The organism is Pantoea sp. X-Soil-MYKO-1785 (assembly GCF_059730675.1).
This window is the reverse complement of record NZ_AP036000.1, coordinates 2,668,874-2,684,663: the sequence shown is the minus strand read 5'-3', so window position 1 is coordinate 2,684,663 and position 15,790 is coordinate 2,668,874. Positions and strand designations below refer to the sequence as shown.

Below are 15,790 nucleotides of genomic sequence, written 5' to 3'. Positions count from 1 at the left end.
ATCAAAGGTATAGGATGAGACAGGTGTGCCTTTTTCAAAAGCCACTATAGAGTAGCGCTGAGAATACATAAAAGAGGTGTGACCATGAGCAATTCTGTTGATGAAGATGCAAAAGATGCAAAGCCTATTGTCGAAGCCGATCGCGAAGCGGCGGCGGGTAAATGCCCTTTCCACGCAGGCAAGGCCAATCAGACATCAGGCGGCGGCACGTCCAACCGTGACTGGTGGCCTAACCAGCTGCGTGTCGACCTGCTGAACCAGCACTCATCCCGCTCTAACCCATTGGGCGAGTCGTTCGACTACCGTAAAGAATTTGCCAAATTAGACTACGCTGCGCTAAAAGCCGATCTCAAAGCCTTGCTCACTGAGTCACAAGCCTGGTGGCCTGCCGACTGGGGCAGCTACATCGGTCTCTTCATCCGTATGGCATGGCACAGCGCCGGCACCTATCGCGCAGTAGACGGTCGCGGTGGTTCAGGCCGCGGCCAGCAACGCTTCGCGCCGTTAAACTCGTGGCCCGATAACGTCAGCCTGGATAAAGCGCGCCGTCTGCTGTGGCCGGTGAAGCAGAAGTATGGTCAGAAAATTTCCTGGGCCGACCTCTATATCCTGGCGGGTAACGTGGCGCTGGAAAATTCCGGCTTCCGCACCTTTGGTTTTGGCGCCGGACGTGAAGATGTCTGGGAACCGGATATGGACGTCAACTGGGGCGACGAAAGCACCTGGCTGGAACACCGTCATCCTGAATCGCTGGCACAGTCACCGCTCGGCGCGACCGAAATGGGGCTGATCTACGTTAACCCTGAAGGCCCGGAACACAGCGGCGATCCGGCCTCAGCCGCACCGGCTATTCGTGCCACCTTCGGCAATATGGGAATGAACGATGAAGAGATCGTCGCCCTGATCGCCGGTGGCCATACGCTGGGCAAAACCCACGGTGCCGGTTCGGCCGACCACGTTGGCGTTGATCCGGAAACCGCACCGATTGAAGCACAGGGTCTGGGCTGGGCAAGCAGCCACGGCACCGGCGTCGGTGCCGATGCGATTACCTCGGGTCTGGAAGTGGTCTGGTCGCAGACGCCGACCCAGTGGAGCAACTACTTCTTCGAGAACCTGTTCAAATATGAGTGGGTGCAGACGCGCAGCCCGGCTGGTGCCATCCAGTTTGAAGCGATCGACGCGCCTGAGATCATTCCTGATCCGTTTGACCAGACGAAGAAACGCAAACCGACCATGCTGGTCACCGATCTGACCCTGCGTTTCGACCCGGAATTCGAGAAAATATCGCGTCGTTTTTACCACGATCCGCAGGCGTTCAATGAAGCCTTTGCCCGCGCCTGGTACAAGCTGACGCACCGTGATATGGGGCCGAAAGCACGTTATATCGGTCCGGAAGTGCCGAAAGAAGATCTGATCTGGCAGGATCCGCTGCCGACACCGGTTTATCATCCGACCGGCGCCGACATCGCCCAGCTGAAAGAGAAGATCGCGGCCGCTGGCCTGAGCGTCAGTGAACTGACCTCGGTTGCCTGGGCGTCAGCCTCAACCTTCCGTGGCGGTGACAAACGCGGCGGGGCCAACGGCGCACGTCTGGCGCTGCTGCCGCAGCGCGAGTGGGAGGTTAACGCCATTGCGGCCCGGGTGTTGCCGAAGCTGGAAGCGCTGCAGCGGGAATTCAATAAAGTCTCGCTGGCCGATCTGATTGTGCTGGCCGGGGTGGTCGGGGTTGAGCAGGCGGCGAAAGCGGCCGGCGTTGAGATTGAGGTGCCCTTTATCCCGGGCCGGGTCGATGCGCGTCAGGATCAGACCGATATCGAATCGTTTGAGTTGCTGAAACCTCGCGCTGACGGTTTCCGTAACTACGGTCGCGGATACGGCAAAACCACCACCGAGCATCTGCTGATTGATAAAGCACAGCAGCTAACGCTGACGGTGCCGGAATTAACGGTACTGATTGGCGGGATGCGCGCGCTGGGAACCAACTATGACGGTAGCCAGCACGGCGTTTTCAGCCGCAGCGTCGGTGAACTGAACGCCGATTTCTTCATCAACCTGCTGGATATGCGCATTGAATGGAAAGCCATTGATGGCTCCAGCGAGCAGTTCGAAGGACGCGATCGCCTGACCGGTGAAGTCCGCTTTACCGCCACCCGCGCTGACCTGGTATTCGGCTCCAATGCGGTGTTACGCGCGTCGGCGGAAGTCTATGCCAGCAGCGATGCCAAAGAGAAATTCATTAAAGACTTTGTTGCCGCCTGGACCAAAGTGATGAACCTGGATCGGTTCGAGCTCTGATGGCTTGCGATTAACGATGGAAAGGCAAAAACCCGCTTAGTGATAAGCGGGTTTTTTTATATCAGCGATGACAGCGAAGTCGTTGTAGCCGGCTGATCAGGGCGCGCTCAGGGTGAAGGGCGGCGCAACGCCAGCGGATCGTCATCCAGCACCAGCGTATCGCGCAGTTCCCAGCCTTTAAGTTTGCCGGGATTGAGTAATCCATCCGGGTCCAGACACTGTTTAACCGAGACCACCGCCGGTTTGATCTCTCCCTGTTTGCCTTCTTCAATCTGATAAACATGCGGATTATTGATCCGGACGCCGTTGGCGCGAAAAGCGTTCATGATCTCGTTCAGTCGCGCCTCACTGCGGTAGCGCACCAGTTGCAGGCCGCTGGCGGTCAGATTGCCGTCAGCGTCACGCAGAAACTCAATATGCGACATCACCTCATCACCCAGCAGAGCGGCCATGTCGATAATCTGCTGGCGATAACAGGCCGGGTTAAACGCGGTCTGTAAATAGGTCAGGGTACTGTCAACTTTCAGTGCGTGCAGGGTAGTGTGGTTCCAGCAATATTCCATCAGTGACGCATTCGCATCGCGAGCGGCGCTGGCAGACTGCCGCAGCGCACTCTTTCCGCGATATTTTTCCAGCAGGCCCGCCGCTAACCCGTCACTTTCCTGCCCAATCACGCTGATCACCGCGTGCTGATCCGCCTGATAATGGCCGCTGAGGTGGGTGAAGTAGCCGGGGATCGGCGCGGCGAATAACGCCAGCTGACGTTTCACCAGTCCCGGTGAGCGGGCGAAGGCATTGGCGTAATCCAGCGCGTCGCTAAAGTTGTCGAACACGTCCAGCCGCTCTATCCAGTTATGTACCGGTGCCAGCGCCAGTTCAACCTCCAGCACGATACCGTTGCTGCCGTAAGCGTGATGCAGCAGCAGCGCCTGCGGTGCCGGCACCTGCAGAATGCGCGGTTCCGCTTCCACGGTCATCACTTTCACGCTGAGTACGTTTCCGGCGGCGGCCAGTGGGCCATAGTTGATCGAGCCGATACCGCCAAAGCCGCCACCGTACAACCCGCCCAGCGTGGCGAGGCGGTAGGTCGAAGGCATGCAGCGCAGTTCCCAGCCGGTCGGACGGGTCAGGGCTTCAATCTCCGCCAGCCGCATTCCGGCCTGCGCCCGGACCACGCCATTGGTGAGTTCACACAGCTGATTAAAGCCGGTCATATCGACCAGAATGCCGCCCGCCAGCGGCACCAACTGGCCATAGTTGCCGGTTGCTCCGCCGCGCAGGATCAGCGGTAGCTGATGGCGGACGCAGGCTTTGACCAGCAGGCTCAGCTCCTCTTCACTGCGCGGTCTGACCACCGCATCGGCCTGTTTATCTTCCAGTTGCCGTTTCAGTAGCGGGCTGAACCAGTGAAAATCGCGCGACAGGCGTTTAACTCTGGCGGCCTGCAAAGTCCAGTCGAGATCGGGAAGCGCCTGCTGTATCAGGGCAAGCGCGTGTTGACGGTGTTCGCTGTGCATAGTTTTCCTGCCTGAATAAAGTGAGTTAGTGAGACTGAACCGCTTCGCTCTCATGCCAGGCGGAGAGGGCGCGGCGGGAGATCCACGACATCATGCCAAACAGCGCAATACCGGCGAGGGAGATCAGCAGTAGCGCCGCAAACATCAGCGGAATGTCCAGCTGATAGCCCGCTTGCAGGATCTGGTAGGCCAGCCCGGTATCATTGCCGCCAGCGCCCGCTACGAACTCGGCAACCACTGCCCCGATCAGCGACAGCCCGCTGGAAATCCGCAGCGCACCGAAAAAGTAGGGCAGCGCGGACGGAATGCGCAGACGAATCAGTACCTGCAGACGACTGGCGCGGCTCAGCCTGAAGTAGCTCAGCAGCCCCGGCGAGACGCTGCGCAATCCCTGGGTGGTGTTGGAGATAATCGGGAACACCGCCATCAGTGTTGAACAGACCACCAGCGACAGGGTGGTGTCTTTGACCCAGATAATAATCAGCGGCGCGATGGCGACAATCGGCGTCACCTGCAGGAAGACGATGTAGGGAAACAGGGCGGTTTCGACAAAGCGATTCTGCACCAGCACGAAGGCCACGGCGGCACCGATGATGATCGAAAGTAAAAACGAGATCAGGGTGATTTTCAGGGTGAACAGCAGCGCCATCATCAGCGAGCCGAAGTGGGTCCACAGGCTTTGCAGCATCACCAGCGGTGACGGCACCAGAAACTGCGGGATATTGAAATAGCTCACCCATCCCTGCCACAGCAACACCACGACCACCGCCACAACGGTGGGATAAAACACTTTACGAAAGCCGGGATTAGCGATCCACGGAGAAGATTTTTGCGTCTGCATGGTATTACTCCCCTCCCGATTGACTGGCTTGCAGCAGGCTATCCTGCAGTTGCTTCGCATAACGTGAAAATGCCGGACTGACGCGGAAATCTTCGCTGCGCGGGAACGGCTCATTGATGGCGATATCTTCCACCACCCGGCCTGGCCGGGCAGCCATCATGATCACCCGCTGCGACAGAAAAACCGCTTCGTGAATTGAGTGAGTGACGAACACCACCGTCAGGCCCTGTTCACGCCACAGCCGCAGCAGGTCGCTGTCGAGTTTATTGCGGGTGATTTCGTCGAGCGCGCCAAAGGGTTCATCCATCAGCAGCAGTTTCGGGCGCGTCACCAGACCACGGGCAATCGAGACCCGCATCTGCATGCCGCCGGAGAGTTCACGCGGCAGCACCCGGGCAAATTGACCCAGCCCGACCAGTTCCAGCGCCTCGGCAACGCGGGTATTGGCTTCGGCCCGCGGCACGCCCGCCAGATCCAGCGGCAGACGGACGTTGTTTTGCACCGTGCTCCACGGCATCAGCGTGGCTTCCTGGAACACGAAGGAGAGCGGGACCTGGGCGCTTTCGCGGCTGTCGCGACGCCACAACACCAGTTTGCCGTCGCTGGGTTCGGTCAGCCCGGCGACCATTTTCAGCAGGGTACTTTTGCCACAGCCCGACGGCCCGAGCAGGGTAACAAATTCACCCTGATGAATGGTGAGATTGACCGGCAGCAGGGCACGGGTGCCGTTGCTGTAAATCTTCTCTGCCGACAGCACTTCGATCGCCGGCTCTGCCTGCGGCGTGGCGCTGCGAACGTCGCGCATCACGGTGAGGTTGGGGACAGTATTCATGGCATGACCTTCGCGTCTTTAATCATATCGAGGGTATAGGTCTGGCCGAACGGCACTTTCTCCGCGTCGATCAGCTTGTTTTTAACCAGCATCTCCCAGCTCTTTTTCAGCCGCGATTCGGTGATGATGCCGATACCGCCGGTTTGCGCATCGCCGCCCGTCACCAGCTGATATTTCTTCATCTGCGCGATGCCAAAAGCGATCTGATCGGCGCTCATCTGCGGGTTAGCTTTGGCGATCAATGCATTGCCGGCGGTCGGGTCCTGCAGATAAGCTTTCCAGCCCTGCATTGAGGCTTTAACGAAGGCGGCCACCGCTGCCGGGCGTTGTTTAACCGTGTCGGCCATGCAGATAATCGAGTTGCCATACGGCGGGTAGCCCCAGTCGCTGAGCATGTAGACGTAAAACGGTTTGCCGCCTTTCTCAATCGAGAACGGTTCAGAGGTGACGTATCCCTGCTGCACCAGATTGCGGTCGGCAAGGAAAGGCTGGACGCTGAAGGTGTAGGGGCGGACTTTCACCTTCTCCAGTCCGAGTTCGCTTTTTGCCCATGGCCAGAACGAGTTATAAGCCTCGGTAGCCAGCAGGAAAGTTTTGTCTTTCAGCTGTTGCGCCTGATCCACTTTGTCATGGCTGATAAACACCGTCGGTGAATGCTGAAACACCGTGGCGACCGTGACGGCGTGCACCCCGGCTTCCCAGGTCTCCAGCGCCTGGCCGTTGTCACCCAGCGTACAGTCTGCGCGTCCGGCCGCCATCAGCTGCATGACGTTCACCTGTGGACCGCCCATGTTGATGCTGACATCCAGCCCGGCTTTTTTGTACAAGCCGCTAGCCTGAGCCTGATAAAAACCACCGTGCTCTGCCTGCGCGTACCAGTTGGTCAGGAAGGTAAACTTCTCTTCCGCCATGCCGGAAGCCGAGACCCCGGTCAGCATCAGAGCAAGCAGGGAGAAAGTTGATTTACGCCCAATATTCATCGTAACGACTCCACTATTCAGAGGCCAAAGAAGACGAATGAGGAGTGAAGCCGGTTTGCACAAAACCGCTCCAGTGCTGTTTTCCCCAGGTGGGTTCGCTGCGCACCTGCCAGCTCATCTGGTGGATTTCGGTGATCGCCTGCGCCCAGCTTGCGGCCAGCGAATCGAGGATCGCGTGGCCCTGTTCTGCGGTGGCCGCGGTCGGATCGCCAATCACGCCACTTGGCCCGAAATCGTAGGCGGCCCAGGCCGCCGCCGGGCGACCGGAGGAGAGCGTCGGGCAGGGGAATTCCGGCGGATAGTTGGCCACCGCCTGGTCGAGGTGGACGCATTCCGGTGCCAGTGCCAGCATCACCGCGGTTTCGCTGTGACCGGCGTGCATCGCCATTTTCTGCTCCTGAGCGCTGAGGAACTGGTTTTCAACGTTTGGTACCCGAAACACGTCGTGCGGGATGATGATCATATCGCCGTGACGCAGACGCATTTCCCGTGCCGCCATTTGCAGCACCTGCGGCTGTCCGCCGTGACCGTTGATCATCAGCAGCTTGCGGAAGCCAGCGCGGTAAAGCGATTCAGCGATCTCCAGCACGGTTTGCAGCAGGGTGTCGCCGGTTAAGGTCAGCGTGCCGGGGAAATTCAGATGTTCATCCGATTTGCCGTAGGTGATCGGCGGAATGGCGTAAGCCGGGATGGTTTTTGGCAGTCTGGCCAGCGCATGGCCCGCCACGCCGGAGGCGATCACGCTGTCGACCGAACAGGGCAGATGCGGACCGTGCTGCTCAATCGCGCCGGTCGGCAGAACAATCACCGTGTTGGCTTTGTCGGGCAGAGCCGCGATGGCCGTCCAGCTCAGAAAAGGCAGAAAACGCGCTGCAGGAATATAACCGTTAATCATGCTGTGCCTCGTGGTCGGAGATTAGGGGGTTAGCGGTAACCAGGCGGTGGCTTCCACTTCAATCAGCACCTCGGCGCTCGGCAGCATTTCACTGACCTGCACCACGGTTGAAACCGGCGGTTGTCCGTCATAAAACAGCTTTCTGACCCGGCTGTAGCAGGGAAAGTGATCGAGATTGCGGAAGTACTGCACCAGCTTGATCACATCGCTCATCTGTCCGCCCGCCTGTTGCACGGTGTGGCGAATGCTTTCCAGCACATACCAGCTCTGCGCGAGGATCGGCCCCTGTCTGGCGTCGGTCGAGAACTCGCCGGTTTCGCCAACTAACTGACGGACTTCAACCGGGATATCCTTAAAGCCGCGCACGATAGTGCCGCTCTGCGGATTAACCGGAATGATGCCGGAGAGAAAGACAAAATCACCGGCCCGACGCCAGGCGGCATAGTGGGCGAGCGGTTTGCCCGCACCCTCTTCAAGACTCATGGGATATCTCCTGCTGCCAGATACGTTGATGGGTCAGCCTGCCGTGATGGATAACCTGGCGGGCTGCGCTGTTTAACGGCCAGCTGGCGCTGTCGCTGCCCGGGAACAGCACCAGCGTAGCGTCGCTGCCCGGTGACAGCGGCGGTGGGGCTGAGTGCGCGCCGGTCAGGGCGGCGGCATCACAAATCAGCCATGAATGCTGGTCAAAAACGTTGCTCAGCTGCAAAGCGAACTGCGCGCAGCTCAGGGTATCCAGCGGGTCGTAACTGCCAGCCGGACAAAAGGCATCCTGAACGTTGTCACAGCCGATCAGCAGCGGAACGCCGGCCGTCTGCGCCTCTTTCAGCAGGGTAATGCCGCGCTGACGCGGCGTGCGTCCGGTTACCGCATCCTGCAACAGCAGGTTGGTCATCGGCAGGGCAATCAGCGTGACGGCGTGGGCAGCCAGTTGCCGCAGTACCTGCTGCGCCTGCAGTTCACTGCCGGACGCCAGCGCGCAGCCGTGGCTGCAACAGATGTGGCCGCTGAAGCTGTTTTCAGCCAGGTAGTGCGCCAGCCAGCTCAGGCCGTGCGCCACTGGCGAAAGCTCTTCATCAATATGCAGGTCCAGATCCAATTTCCAGCGTGCGGCGCTGCGCATCAGGTGGCTCATCGCTGCCGGGTCCCAGTTTGAGGAGTGGATAAAGCCGCCCAGCAGGCAACTGGCGCCGCTCTGCGCCACCGCGCGAGCGATGCGGTCAGCGACTTCAGCATTGGCGAACAGGCTCAGCGGCACCAGCGCCACCCGTTCCAGCCTGATGCCTGGGGGGGCCATGCCGGCCAGCTCAGTCCAGGCCAGCGGAGGGCGATGGTCAAACCAGTCGATATGGCTGCGCAAATGAGTCACGCCGTTGGCGACCGCCCTGCCGATAGCTTTGCCGGCACGCTGCTGAAGGTCCGACGCCGTCCAGTGCTGGCGGTCCTGATGCAGGGTTTCAATGGCGGCCAGCAGGCCCGGTTTTGACGGACGGCTGCGGGCGAGGGTGAAGGTTTTATCGAGGTGAGCATGCGGTTCAATCAGCCCCGGCAGCGCCAGTGCGCCATCCACCGGCCACAGGTCGCTCTGATCGGATCGGGCTGGCGTCAGCGAAGCAATTTTGCCGTTGTCAAAACGCAACTCCGCCAGCAGCGGCTCACCGGCTTCACGCGGCCAGTCCGCCGGCAGCAGCCAGGCGGGGAGGCGAACGCCGGCAAGGCCAGCAAGCGGTGCATCGGAGCGGGAAACAGACATGATAAGACTCCGCGCTAAGATTAAAGGTCGAGCACCAGAACCGGCGTTCTGGACCGGGAGCAGCACAAGGTAATCTGCGTATTCTCCGCTTTCTCTTCGGCAGTCAGCACGCAGTCACGATGATCGGGAATACCGTCGATTACCTCAGTGATGCAGGAACCGCATATTCCCTGTTCGCACGACAGCATAATATCGACCCGGGCGCTTAATAAGACTTCGGCGATAGTCTGCTGCGGGCTGACTAAATAGCGGGTGCCGGTAGAATTGAGCTGGATATAAAAGGCGCTGTCGCTGGCGCTATTATTTAGCGCTGCATTGCTGAATCGCTCAAAAATCAATTTATCCGGTTGCCAGCCATGCTGCTGCATAAGGTGCTGCAGACGCTGAATAAAGCCGTCCGGGCCGCAGGCTATTATCCGGGTCTGCGGGTCGGGTTGCGCTAAACACGGCGGCGTAGCGGTACGCAGAGAATCGTTTGCGCTGCTGTGATGAAAATAAACCTGGTCTGCTAATCGCGGTGCGGTTAATCGCGGCACAAACGCCGCCTGTTCGGGCGACGAGATAAAATAATGCAGTTCATAGTCAATCCCTTGTCGGGCAAGCTGTTCCGCCATCGGCAACAGTGGGGTAATACCGATTCCCCCGGCAAACAGCAGATAGCGTCCCGCTTCGGGCAGCGGGAAATGATTGCGCGGTGCTGAGATTTCCAGCGCATCGCCAGGCCGGAAATGGTGATGAATAAAATGCGATCCGCCGCTGGAAAATTCTGCCCGCTTCACGCAGATCTCATAATATTCGCCGCTGTGACTTTCGCTGCAAAGTGAATACTGACGCGGCCCGATTTGCGGAATGAAAACATCAATGTGCGCACCCGGTAAATAATCCGGTAATAAACCACCGTGCCGGGCAATAAGCTGCAATGAAAGATTGCCGACACCATTAATATGGACAGCGCTGATCGTGACAGGAATAAGCCTGGAATCTTTCATGGTTATTTACCGTATTTGCCTAAAGGGAGCAGTGATAAAAAAATCAGGTCATCGTGCTTGCTACCTGACCAGCAGCATTATCACTCCGCGCTGCGCAGCAGCAGCCCGTTGAGTGATGAAACGATTGTTCCCGTTGCCATGAAATCTACGTTATTGTGATAAAACTGTTGCGTCCAGCGCTTTGATTCGCACATCCCGTTGCAAAAAAGAGAGCACTGCCTATGTTTGCATTCTCCCGATTTCTGCTCTATTTCACTGAAGTGGCCCGTCAGGGATCGTTTCGCAAGGCGTCCGAAACCCTGCACGTGGCGGCGTCGTCTATCGATCGGCAAATCCTGCGGGTTGAGAAAGAACTGGCGATGCCGCTGTTTGAGCGTCATCCCACCGGCCTGCGGCTGACCGCGGCTGGTGAACTGCTGTTGCACGCCGCCAGTAACTGGAAAAAAGACTTTTCGCGGGTCTGCGAACAACTGGACGACCTGCGTGGACTGCGACGCGGCCATGTGCGCATCGCCACCATCGACGCGATTAACCGGCAGTTTTTCTCGTCAATGCTCAGGCAGGTGCATCTCGACTATCCGAATATCTCTTTCACCCTGACCACCATGAACAACGTCGATATTCAGCAGGCGCTGATGTCGGGCGATGCCGATTTCGGGGTAATGCTGAACCCGCAATCGTCACGCGAGCTGCAGGTGCGGGCCTTTGCCGAGATCAATCTGGGGATTGTGGTCCCGACCGGCCATCCGCTCAGCAGCAAAAGCGGGGTGCGGTTTAACCAGTGCAGCGAGTATCCGTTTATCCTGCCTTCCGCTCCGCTGATGCTGGCTGAGCCGGTGCAGGCGCTGATCAACATTCATGGCGAGATGATCAACGAGGTGGCGGTCTCCAATAACATCCACATGATCCGTTCGCTGATCAAAGAGAAAATCGGCATCGGTATTCTCTGCTGGCTCGATATCATGGATGAGGTGGAAAGCAACGAACTGCAGTTTATTCCGCTGACCGATCCGCAACTCAAAACCTTCACCCTGTCACTGTGCGTCGCTCCGGCCAGGCAGCTATCGCTGGCGGCGTCGATGATGCTTAAACAGCTGGAAATGCTGTTCAGCCAGATTCAGACGCCCGGACACCCGCGGCCCTGACGCTGCACCAGAATGGTGCTGGTTGCTCCTTAATGAATCAAAGGTTGCAGCGCCTCCTCCGCCGATCGCCGCGCAGCCCTTAAGCCGCGCCGATCGCCGCGCAGCCCTTAAGCCGCGCCGATCGGCTAACCTGGCATCCTTTTTGTATAACTCACTGTGAGTAGAAGCGGTCAGTGCAGGCAACTGCGCGGGACATTGCTCAGCCACCATTTCGCGGTTCATGTTGAACCGGCCGGGGGCTGAGTCGCCTTTGCTCAGCCTCCCTCCGGTGACGATTAGGAGAGGAGCAATGAAGTTACGATCCCGCATTCCCCTGTCTGGCTGCGTGCTGAGCACGCTGATTTCTGGCGCAGTGATCCTGCCGGCCGATGCTGCAGAGAAGATTGCCTTACTTACCTCCTGGTACGCGCAGGCTGAGCAGGGCGGCTATTACCAGGCGCTGGCGACCGGTATCTATCAGCGCTACGGGCTGGACGTCAGCATTCAGTCCGGCGGGCCGCAGATCAACGGCATGCAGTTGCTGTTATCGAAGCGCGCCGACGTGATCATCGGTTATGACCTGCAGTTACTTGAAGCGGTGCAGCGTGGCTTTCAGGCTAAAGCGATTGCCGCCCCGTTCCAGTACGATCCGCAGGGACTGCTGACCCACGCCTCCGTCACCTCCCTCGACGGCCTGAAAGATAAAACCATTCTGGTCTCCAGTTCCGGGCAAGCCACCTGGTGGCCGTGGCTCAAGGCACAGTATCAGCTCAGCGATGGGCAGGTGCGCCCCTATACCTTCAATATCCAGCCGTTTATCGCCGATCAGAATGTGGCACAGCAGGCTTATGTCAGCTCTGAGGTTTTCCAGGCGCAAAAGGCCGGGGTGAAATCGAATTTCTTCCTGTTTTCCGAGCACGGTTATCCGCCTTACGGCGGCATTCTGATTACCCGCCCGGACCAGATCAGCAGCCGCAGCGCGGCGATGGCCAAGTTTGTGCGCGCCTCAATGGAGGGCTGGGTCAGCTACCTCAATAATCCGGCAGCAGGCAACGCGCTGATTAAAAAAGAGAATCCCAAAATGACCGATGATTTGCTGGCCTGGGGCGTCACGCAGATCAAACAGCACCACCTGATTGACGGCGGCGATGCCGCGACAGCCGGCTGGGGCACCATGACGCAGAATCGCTGGCAAAAAACCCGCGATTTCATGGTCAAAGCCAGCCTGCTGAAGGCTGATACCGACTGGAAACAGGCTTATACCACCGAGTTTGTTCAGCAGATGCAGGTTAAACCGTGAGGAACGTTGCGATGTCATCTCAATCATTACTGATTAAAAACGCGCACGCCATTCTGACCGGCCTGCCGGGCGAGCGGGCGCGTCATGCCGGGCCCGATATCCGCATCCGCGAAGGCGTGATCGAAGCCATTGGGTCGCTGACCGCGTTGCCGGACGAGCGGCTGATTGATGCCCGCGACTGCGTGGTTTATCCCGCCTGGGTCAATACCCATCACCACCTGTTTCAGTCGTTGCTGAAAGGTGAGCCGCAGGGGCTGAACAAAAGCCTGACCGGCTGGTTAAGCGCCACGCCGTATCGTTTTCGCGCCACCTTTGATGAACAGACGTTCCGGCTGGCGGTTCGTATCGGCCTGATCGAGTTACTGCGTTCCGGCTGCGCCACGGTCGCCGATCATAACTATCTCTACTGGCCAGATATGCCGTTTGATCCTTCCGACATTTTGTTCAGTGAAGGCGAGGCGCTGGGGATGCGGATTGTGCTGTGCCGGGGTGGTGCGACTCAGGGGCGGACGATTGAGCAGAATTTACCGCAGGCGCTGCGCCCGGAGAATTTTGATCACTATATGGCCGACATAGAACGGCTGGTGGGACGCTACCACGATCCGCGGCCAGCCTCGCTGCGTCGGGTGGTGATGGCTCCGACTACGCTGCTGCACTCAGCGCCGGGCGCGCAGCTGCGCGAAATGGCCAGGCTGGCGCGTCAGTTGGGTATCCGGCTGCACAGTCACCTGTCGGAAACGGTGGATTATCTGGATGCAGCGCGTGACCGCTACAACATGACGCCGGTGCAGTTTTGTGCTGAACACGACTGGCTGGGTAATGACGTCTGGTTTGCCCATCTGGTGAAGCTGTTGCCGCAGGAGATCACGCTACTGGGTGACAGCCGGACCGGGATTGCGCACTGCCCGCAAAGTAACGGACGACTGGGCAGCGGCATTGCCGATCTGCTGGCGCTGGAGCAGGCGGGGGTGCCGGTTTCACTGGGCGTGGACGGCGCGGCATCGAACGAGGCGGCCGATATGCAGAGTGAAGCGCATGCGGCATGGCTGTTGCAGCGCGCCAGAAAAGGCATGTTCGCCACGCCTCGCTATGACGGCGGCACCTTTGAAGGCGGTGGCGATGCGGCAACCATTGAAGATGTGGTGCGCTGGGGCAGCGCCGGTGGGGCGCAGATCCTCGGTCTGCCGCAGAGCGGCACCGTGCAGGTCGGGATGCTGGCCGATATCGCCGTGTACCGGCTGGACGATCCGCGCTATTTCGGCCTGCATGATATGGCAATTGGACCGGTGGCCTGCGGCGGTCGGGCTTCGTTAAAGGCGCTGATGATTAATGGCCGGGTGATTGTCGAAAACGATCACATTCCTGGTCTCGATCTGGATGCCATGCGCCATCAGGCAATCTCAGCCGTCCGGACGCTGCAACAGCGTGCCGCCGGTTAACCCTCTTCTGAAAAGGAATAACACCATGACACAATCAACCCAGACACAAGGCTATGCACTGCAGGAACTGGAAAAAGAAGCGGCAATGGGCGCAATGGGCGAAGAGACCTTTGCCCGCGAAGTGCGCTGCATCGACCTGTCAGATTTCGAACAGCGTAAACAGGAAATTGCCGAACAACTGTGGCAGGCAGCGGTGGAGATCGGTTTCTTTCAGGTCAGCAATCACGGCATTGCCCTCGACGATATCCGCCAGGCATTCAGCATGACGGAAGATTTCTTCTCGCTGCCGGAAGCGGTCAAAGCGCGCTATCCGCTGGCGCGTAACGCCGGCTGGGAAAATAAGTCGCAGGTCCGTCCCTCGACCAAAACCCCGGACCAGAAAGAGTCCTATCAGATTACCCGTCCGTTAATGGATTCGCTGTGGCCGACAGAGCAGGAGCTGCCCGCCTTTAAGCAGACCATGCTGGGCTTTGAGTCGCAGTGCTGGCAGCTGGGGATGAAGCTGCTCTCCTGCTTTGCGCTTAAGCTGGGTTTTCCTGAGCACTTCTTCGAGCAGGCGCACAATCCCGACCGAAAAACCTACCAGAGCACGCTGCGGATGCTGCACTACTATGCCACCGAACAGTCGGAGCAGGGGATGTGGCGCGCCGGTGCGCATACCGATTTCGACTGCCTGACGCTGCTGTTCCAGCGCCCCGGCCAGGGCGGCCTGCAGGTTTGTCCCGGCAAAGATCGCGAAAGCCAGCAGTGGACCAGCATTGAACCACGTGAAGAGGTGATCACCTGCAATATTGGCGACATGCTGATGCGCTGGAGTGACGACCAGTTGCCGTCAAACTTCCATCGGGTAAGAAGCCCGCTGCCGGGGGAATATCAGGGCGCGCGCTACAGCCTGGCTTTCTTCTGTCAGGCGAATAAAGACGTTGAGATCCTCGGCCCGCAGGCGAAGTATCCGGCGATCAGCGCTGAAGATTATTTGCAACAGCGTATCCAGGCGAACTTTGCCAAAGGCTAAGCGGCAGTAATAGCAAAAAGCCCGCTCAGTTTTCCCTGAGCGGGCTGCTTAAATATGGCTGCTCAGACTGGACTCGCCTTTGCCAGTAACTGTCTGATAAGAAAGATAAAGCTGAGTTATCTTTCTGTCAAGACCACCAGAATGACCACTAATAGTTGCTCGTTACGTAAAACAGGTTTAAAACTTCGCTTCATCGCTGATCGTGCCACGAGGTTCTCTGCAAAAGACGGGTGTTCAGAACAAGCATCTAAAAGTCGGCTCGAAGCGAGATGGTGGTCAAAGAGCTCTGACGGTCTGCTCTGTGCCAGAAGCGGACGTTAGCGTCTTAAGTCCACAATCAAAATGCGCCACATTAACGGTGATAGAAAAGGAATTTTGGTTAGTAAAACTCATCTTTATGCTGATATCTGTATTCTTGCGTTATCCCTGTGTATCCATATGAAGCAGCTTTACAATCAATAACATGCACATTTGACTGAGGATGTAGGTTACCAATAGCTTGTTCCATAGCGTTGTAAATTGCTTTTTGATACGCTGCTTTCTGATCTTTGCTACAGGTTTCATCCACGACAGTAACTTCAAGTCTGAACGAATTTTTTCCCCATTCAGCCAGACTCTTGCCATCAATAAACCAGTCATCATCGTCCACATGTCTTACTATGACCATGGTTTCGAAGCTGTTTTTCTTCAATATCTCGCATGTGATTTGAGTAGCTAAAAGTACACACTTTTTGGTTAATTTTTGATCTTTGCAACCAGACAATGTGAGCGTTATTCCAGGCATAATGATTCCTTAAATGTGTCATTACA

General features: G+C 57.9%; 14 protein-coding genes. 5 read left to right on the top strand and 9 right to left on the bottom strand.

The genetic code is table 11. The features are described 5' to 3' along the window. Nucleotides 1–84 precede the first annotated feature (84 nt). Complete coding sequence (gene katG, locus AC6I8D_RS12930) at nucleotides 85–2,295, top strand: catalase/peroxidase HPI (protein ID WP_312056080.1); 2,211 nt, start codon at nucleotides 85–87, stop codon at nucleotides 2,293–2,295. A 107-nt stretch (nucleotides 2,296–2,402) separates the two neighbouring features. On the opposite strand, the gene AC6I8D_RS12925 is transcribed toward katG, so the two are convergent. From AC6I8D_RS12925 to AC6I8D_RS12890, 8 genes are read right to left on the bottom strand one after another with little or no spacing between them, the layout of a single operon-like run. Further along, a complete protein-coding gene (locus AC6I8D_RS12925) occupies nucleotides 2,403–3,812 on the bottom strand; it encodes an FAD-binding oxidoreductase (protein WP_497820304.1) in 1,410 nt (469 codons plus the stop codon). 25 nt (nucleotides 3,813–3,837) lie between these two features. Next, the gene (locus tag AC6I8D_RS12920) at nucleotides 3,838–4,653 is read right to left on the bottom strand and encodes an ABC transporter permease (protein ID WP_312056082.1); all 816 of its coding nucleotides are present in this window, start codon (nucleotides 4,651–4,653) and stop codon (nucleotides 3,838–3,840) included. 4 nt (nucleotides 4,654–4,657) lie between these two features. After that, the gene (locus tag AC6I8D_RS12915) at nucleotides 4,658–5,485 is read right to left on the bottom strand and encodes an ABC transporter ATP-binding protein (RefSeq protein ID WP_312760199.1); all 828 of its coding nucleotides are present in this window, start codon (nucleotides 5,483–5,485) and stop codon (nucleotides 4,658–4,660) included. Further along, on the bottom strand, nucleotides 5,482–6,465 hold the full coding sequence (locus tag AC6I8D_RS12910; RefSeq protein ID WP_497820303.1) for an ABC transporter substrate-binding protein: 984 nt from the start codon (nucleotides 6,463–6,465) through the stop codon (nucleotides 5,482–5,484). Before AC6I8D_RS12910 ends, AC6I8D_RS12915 begins: the two co-directional genes overlap by 4 nt. A 13-nt stretch (nucleotides 6,466–6,478) precedes the next feature. Then, nucleotides 6,479–7,360, bottom strand: a complete 882-nt coding sequence (locus AC6I8D_RS12905; protein WP_497820302.1) for a creatininase family protein — start codon at nucleotides 7,358–7,360, stop codon at nucleotides 6,479–6,481. Nucleotides 7,361–7,381: 21 nt separating this feature from the next. Then, entirely contained in the window at nucleotides 7,382–7,843 is a 462-nt protein-coding gene (locus tag AC6I8D_RS12900) for a RidA family protein (RefSeq protein ID WP_069729560.1), read from the bottom strand. After that, nucleotides 7,833–9,113, bottom strand: a complete 1,281-nt coding sequence (locus AC6I8D_RS12895; protein ID WP_497820301.1) for an amidohydrolase family protein — start codon at nucleotides 9,111–9,113, stop codon at nucleotides 7,833–7,835. Before AC6I8D_RS12895 ends, AC6I8D_RS12900 begins: the two co-directional genes overlap by 11 nt. Nucleotides 9,114–9,133: 20 nt before the next feature. Beyond that, the gene (locus tag AC6I8D_RS12890) at nucleotides 9,134–10,102 is read right to left on the bottom strand and encodes a PDR/VanB family oxidoreductase (RefSeq protein ID WP_497820300.1); all 969 of its coding nucleotides are present in this window, start codon (nucleotides 10,100–10,102) and stop codon (nucleotides 9,134–9,136) included. A gap of 221 nt (nucleotides 10,103–10,323) precedes the next feature. Here AC6I8D_RS12890 and AC6I8D_RS12885 point away from each other — a divergent pair, with 221 nt between their 5' ends. From AC6I8D_RS12885 to AC6I8D_RS12870, 4 genes are all read left to right on the top strand, one after another. After that, entirely contained in the window at nucleotides 10,324–11,247 is a 924-nt protein-coding gene (locus AC6I8D_RS12885) for a LysR family transcriptional regulator (RefSeq protein WP_312760193.1), read from the top strand. 289 nt (nucleotides 11,248–11,536) lie between these two features. Further along, nucleotides 11,537–12,526 (top strand): ABC transporter substrate-binding protein, encoded by a 990-nt coding sequence (locus tag AC6I8D_RS12880; protein WP_497820299.1) that lies wholly within the window; start codon nucleotides 11,537–11,539, stop codon nucleotides 12,524–12,526. Between the two features lie 11 nt (nucleotides 12,527–12,537). Further along, nucleotides 12,538–13,965 (top strand): amidohydrolase family protein, encoded by a 1,428-nt coding sequence (locus AC6I8D_RS12875; protein ID WP_312056090.1) that lies wholly within the window; start codon nucleotides 12,538–12,540, stop codon nucleotides 13,963–13,965. Nucleotides 13,966–13,990: 25 nt separating this feature from the next. Continuing rightward, nucleotides 13,991–14,980 (top strand): isopenicillin N synthase family dioxygenase, encoded by a 990-nt coding sequence (locus tag AC6I8D_RS12870; protein WP_497820298.1) that lies wholly within the window; start codon nucleotides 13,991–13,993, stop codon nucleotides 14,978–14,980. A gap of 379 nt (nucleotides 14,981–15,359) precedes the next feature. On the opposite strand, the gene AC6I8D_RS12865 is transcribed toward AC6I8D_RS12870, so the two are convergent. Beyond that, the gene (locus AC6I8D_RS12865; RefSeq protein ID WP_031376322.1) at nucleotides 15,360–15,764 is read right to left on the bottom strand and encodes a tautomerase family protein; all 405 of its coding nucleotides are present in this window, start codon (nucleotides 15,762–15,764) and stop codon (nucleotides 15,360–15,362) included. Nucleotides 15,765–15,790 lie beyond the last annotated feature (26 nt).

Bases quoted from the DNA above. Each gene is read 5' to 3' on its own strand.
- katG (WP_312056080.1), top strand. From the start codon at position 85: ATGAGCAATTCTGTTGATGAAGATGCAAAAGATGCAAAGCCTATTGTC.
- AC6I8D_RS12920 (WP_312056082.1), bottom strand. From the start codon at position 4,653: ATGCAGACGCAAAAATCTTCTCCGTGGATCGCTAATCCCGGCTTTCGT.
- AC6I8D_RS12925 (WP_497820304.1), bottom strand. From the start codon at position 3,812: ATGCACAGCGAACACCGTCAACACGCGCTTGCCCTGATACAGCAGGCG.
- AC6I8D_RS12880 (WP_497820299.1), top strand. From the start codon at position 11,537: ATGAAGTTACGATCCCGCATTCCCCTGTCTGGCTGCGTGCTGAGCACG.
- AC6I8D_RS12875 (WP_312056090.1), top strand. From the start codon at position 12,538: ATGTCATCTCAATCATTACTGATTAAAAACGCGCACGCCATTCTGACC.
- AC6I8D_RS12870 (WP_497820298.1), top strand. From the start codon at position 13,991: ATGACACAATCAACCCAGACACAAGGCTATGCACTGCAGGAACTGGAA.
- AC6I8D_RS12895 (WP_497820301.1), bottom strand. From the start codon at position 9,113: ATGTCTGTTTCCCGCTCCGATGCACCGCTTGCTGGCCTTGCCGGCGTT.
- AC6I8D_RS12900 (WP_069729560.1), bottom strand. From the start codon at position 7,843: ATGAGTCTTGAAGAGGGTGCGGGCAAACCGCTCGCCCACTATGCCGCC.
- AC6I8D_RS12890 (WP_497820300.1), bottom strand. From the start codon at position 10,102: ATGAAAGATTCCAGGCTTATTCCTGTCACGATCAGCGCTGTCCATATT.
- AC6I8D_RS12865 (WP_031376322.1), bottom strand. From the start codon at position 15,764: ATGCCTGGAATAACGCTCACATTGTCTGGTTGCAAAGATCAAAAATTA.
- AC6I8D_RS12905 (WP_497820302.1), bottom strand. From the start codon at position 7,360: ATGATTAACGGTTATATTCCTGCAGCGCGTTTTCTGCCTTTTCTGAGC.
- AC6I8D_RS12910 (WP_497820303.1), bottom strand. From the start codon at position 6,465: ATGAATATTGGGCGTAAATCAACTTTCTCCCTGCTTGCTCTGATGCTG.
- AC6I8D_RS12885 (WP_312760193.1), top strand. From the start codon at position 10,324: ATGTTTGCATTCTCCCGATTTCTGCTCTATTTCACTGAAGTGGCCCGT.
- AC6I8D_RS12915 (WP_312760199.1), bottom strand. From the start codon at position 5,485: ATGAATACTGTCCCCAACCTCACCGTGATGCGCGACGTTCGCAGCGCC.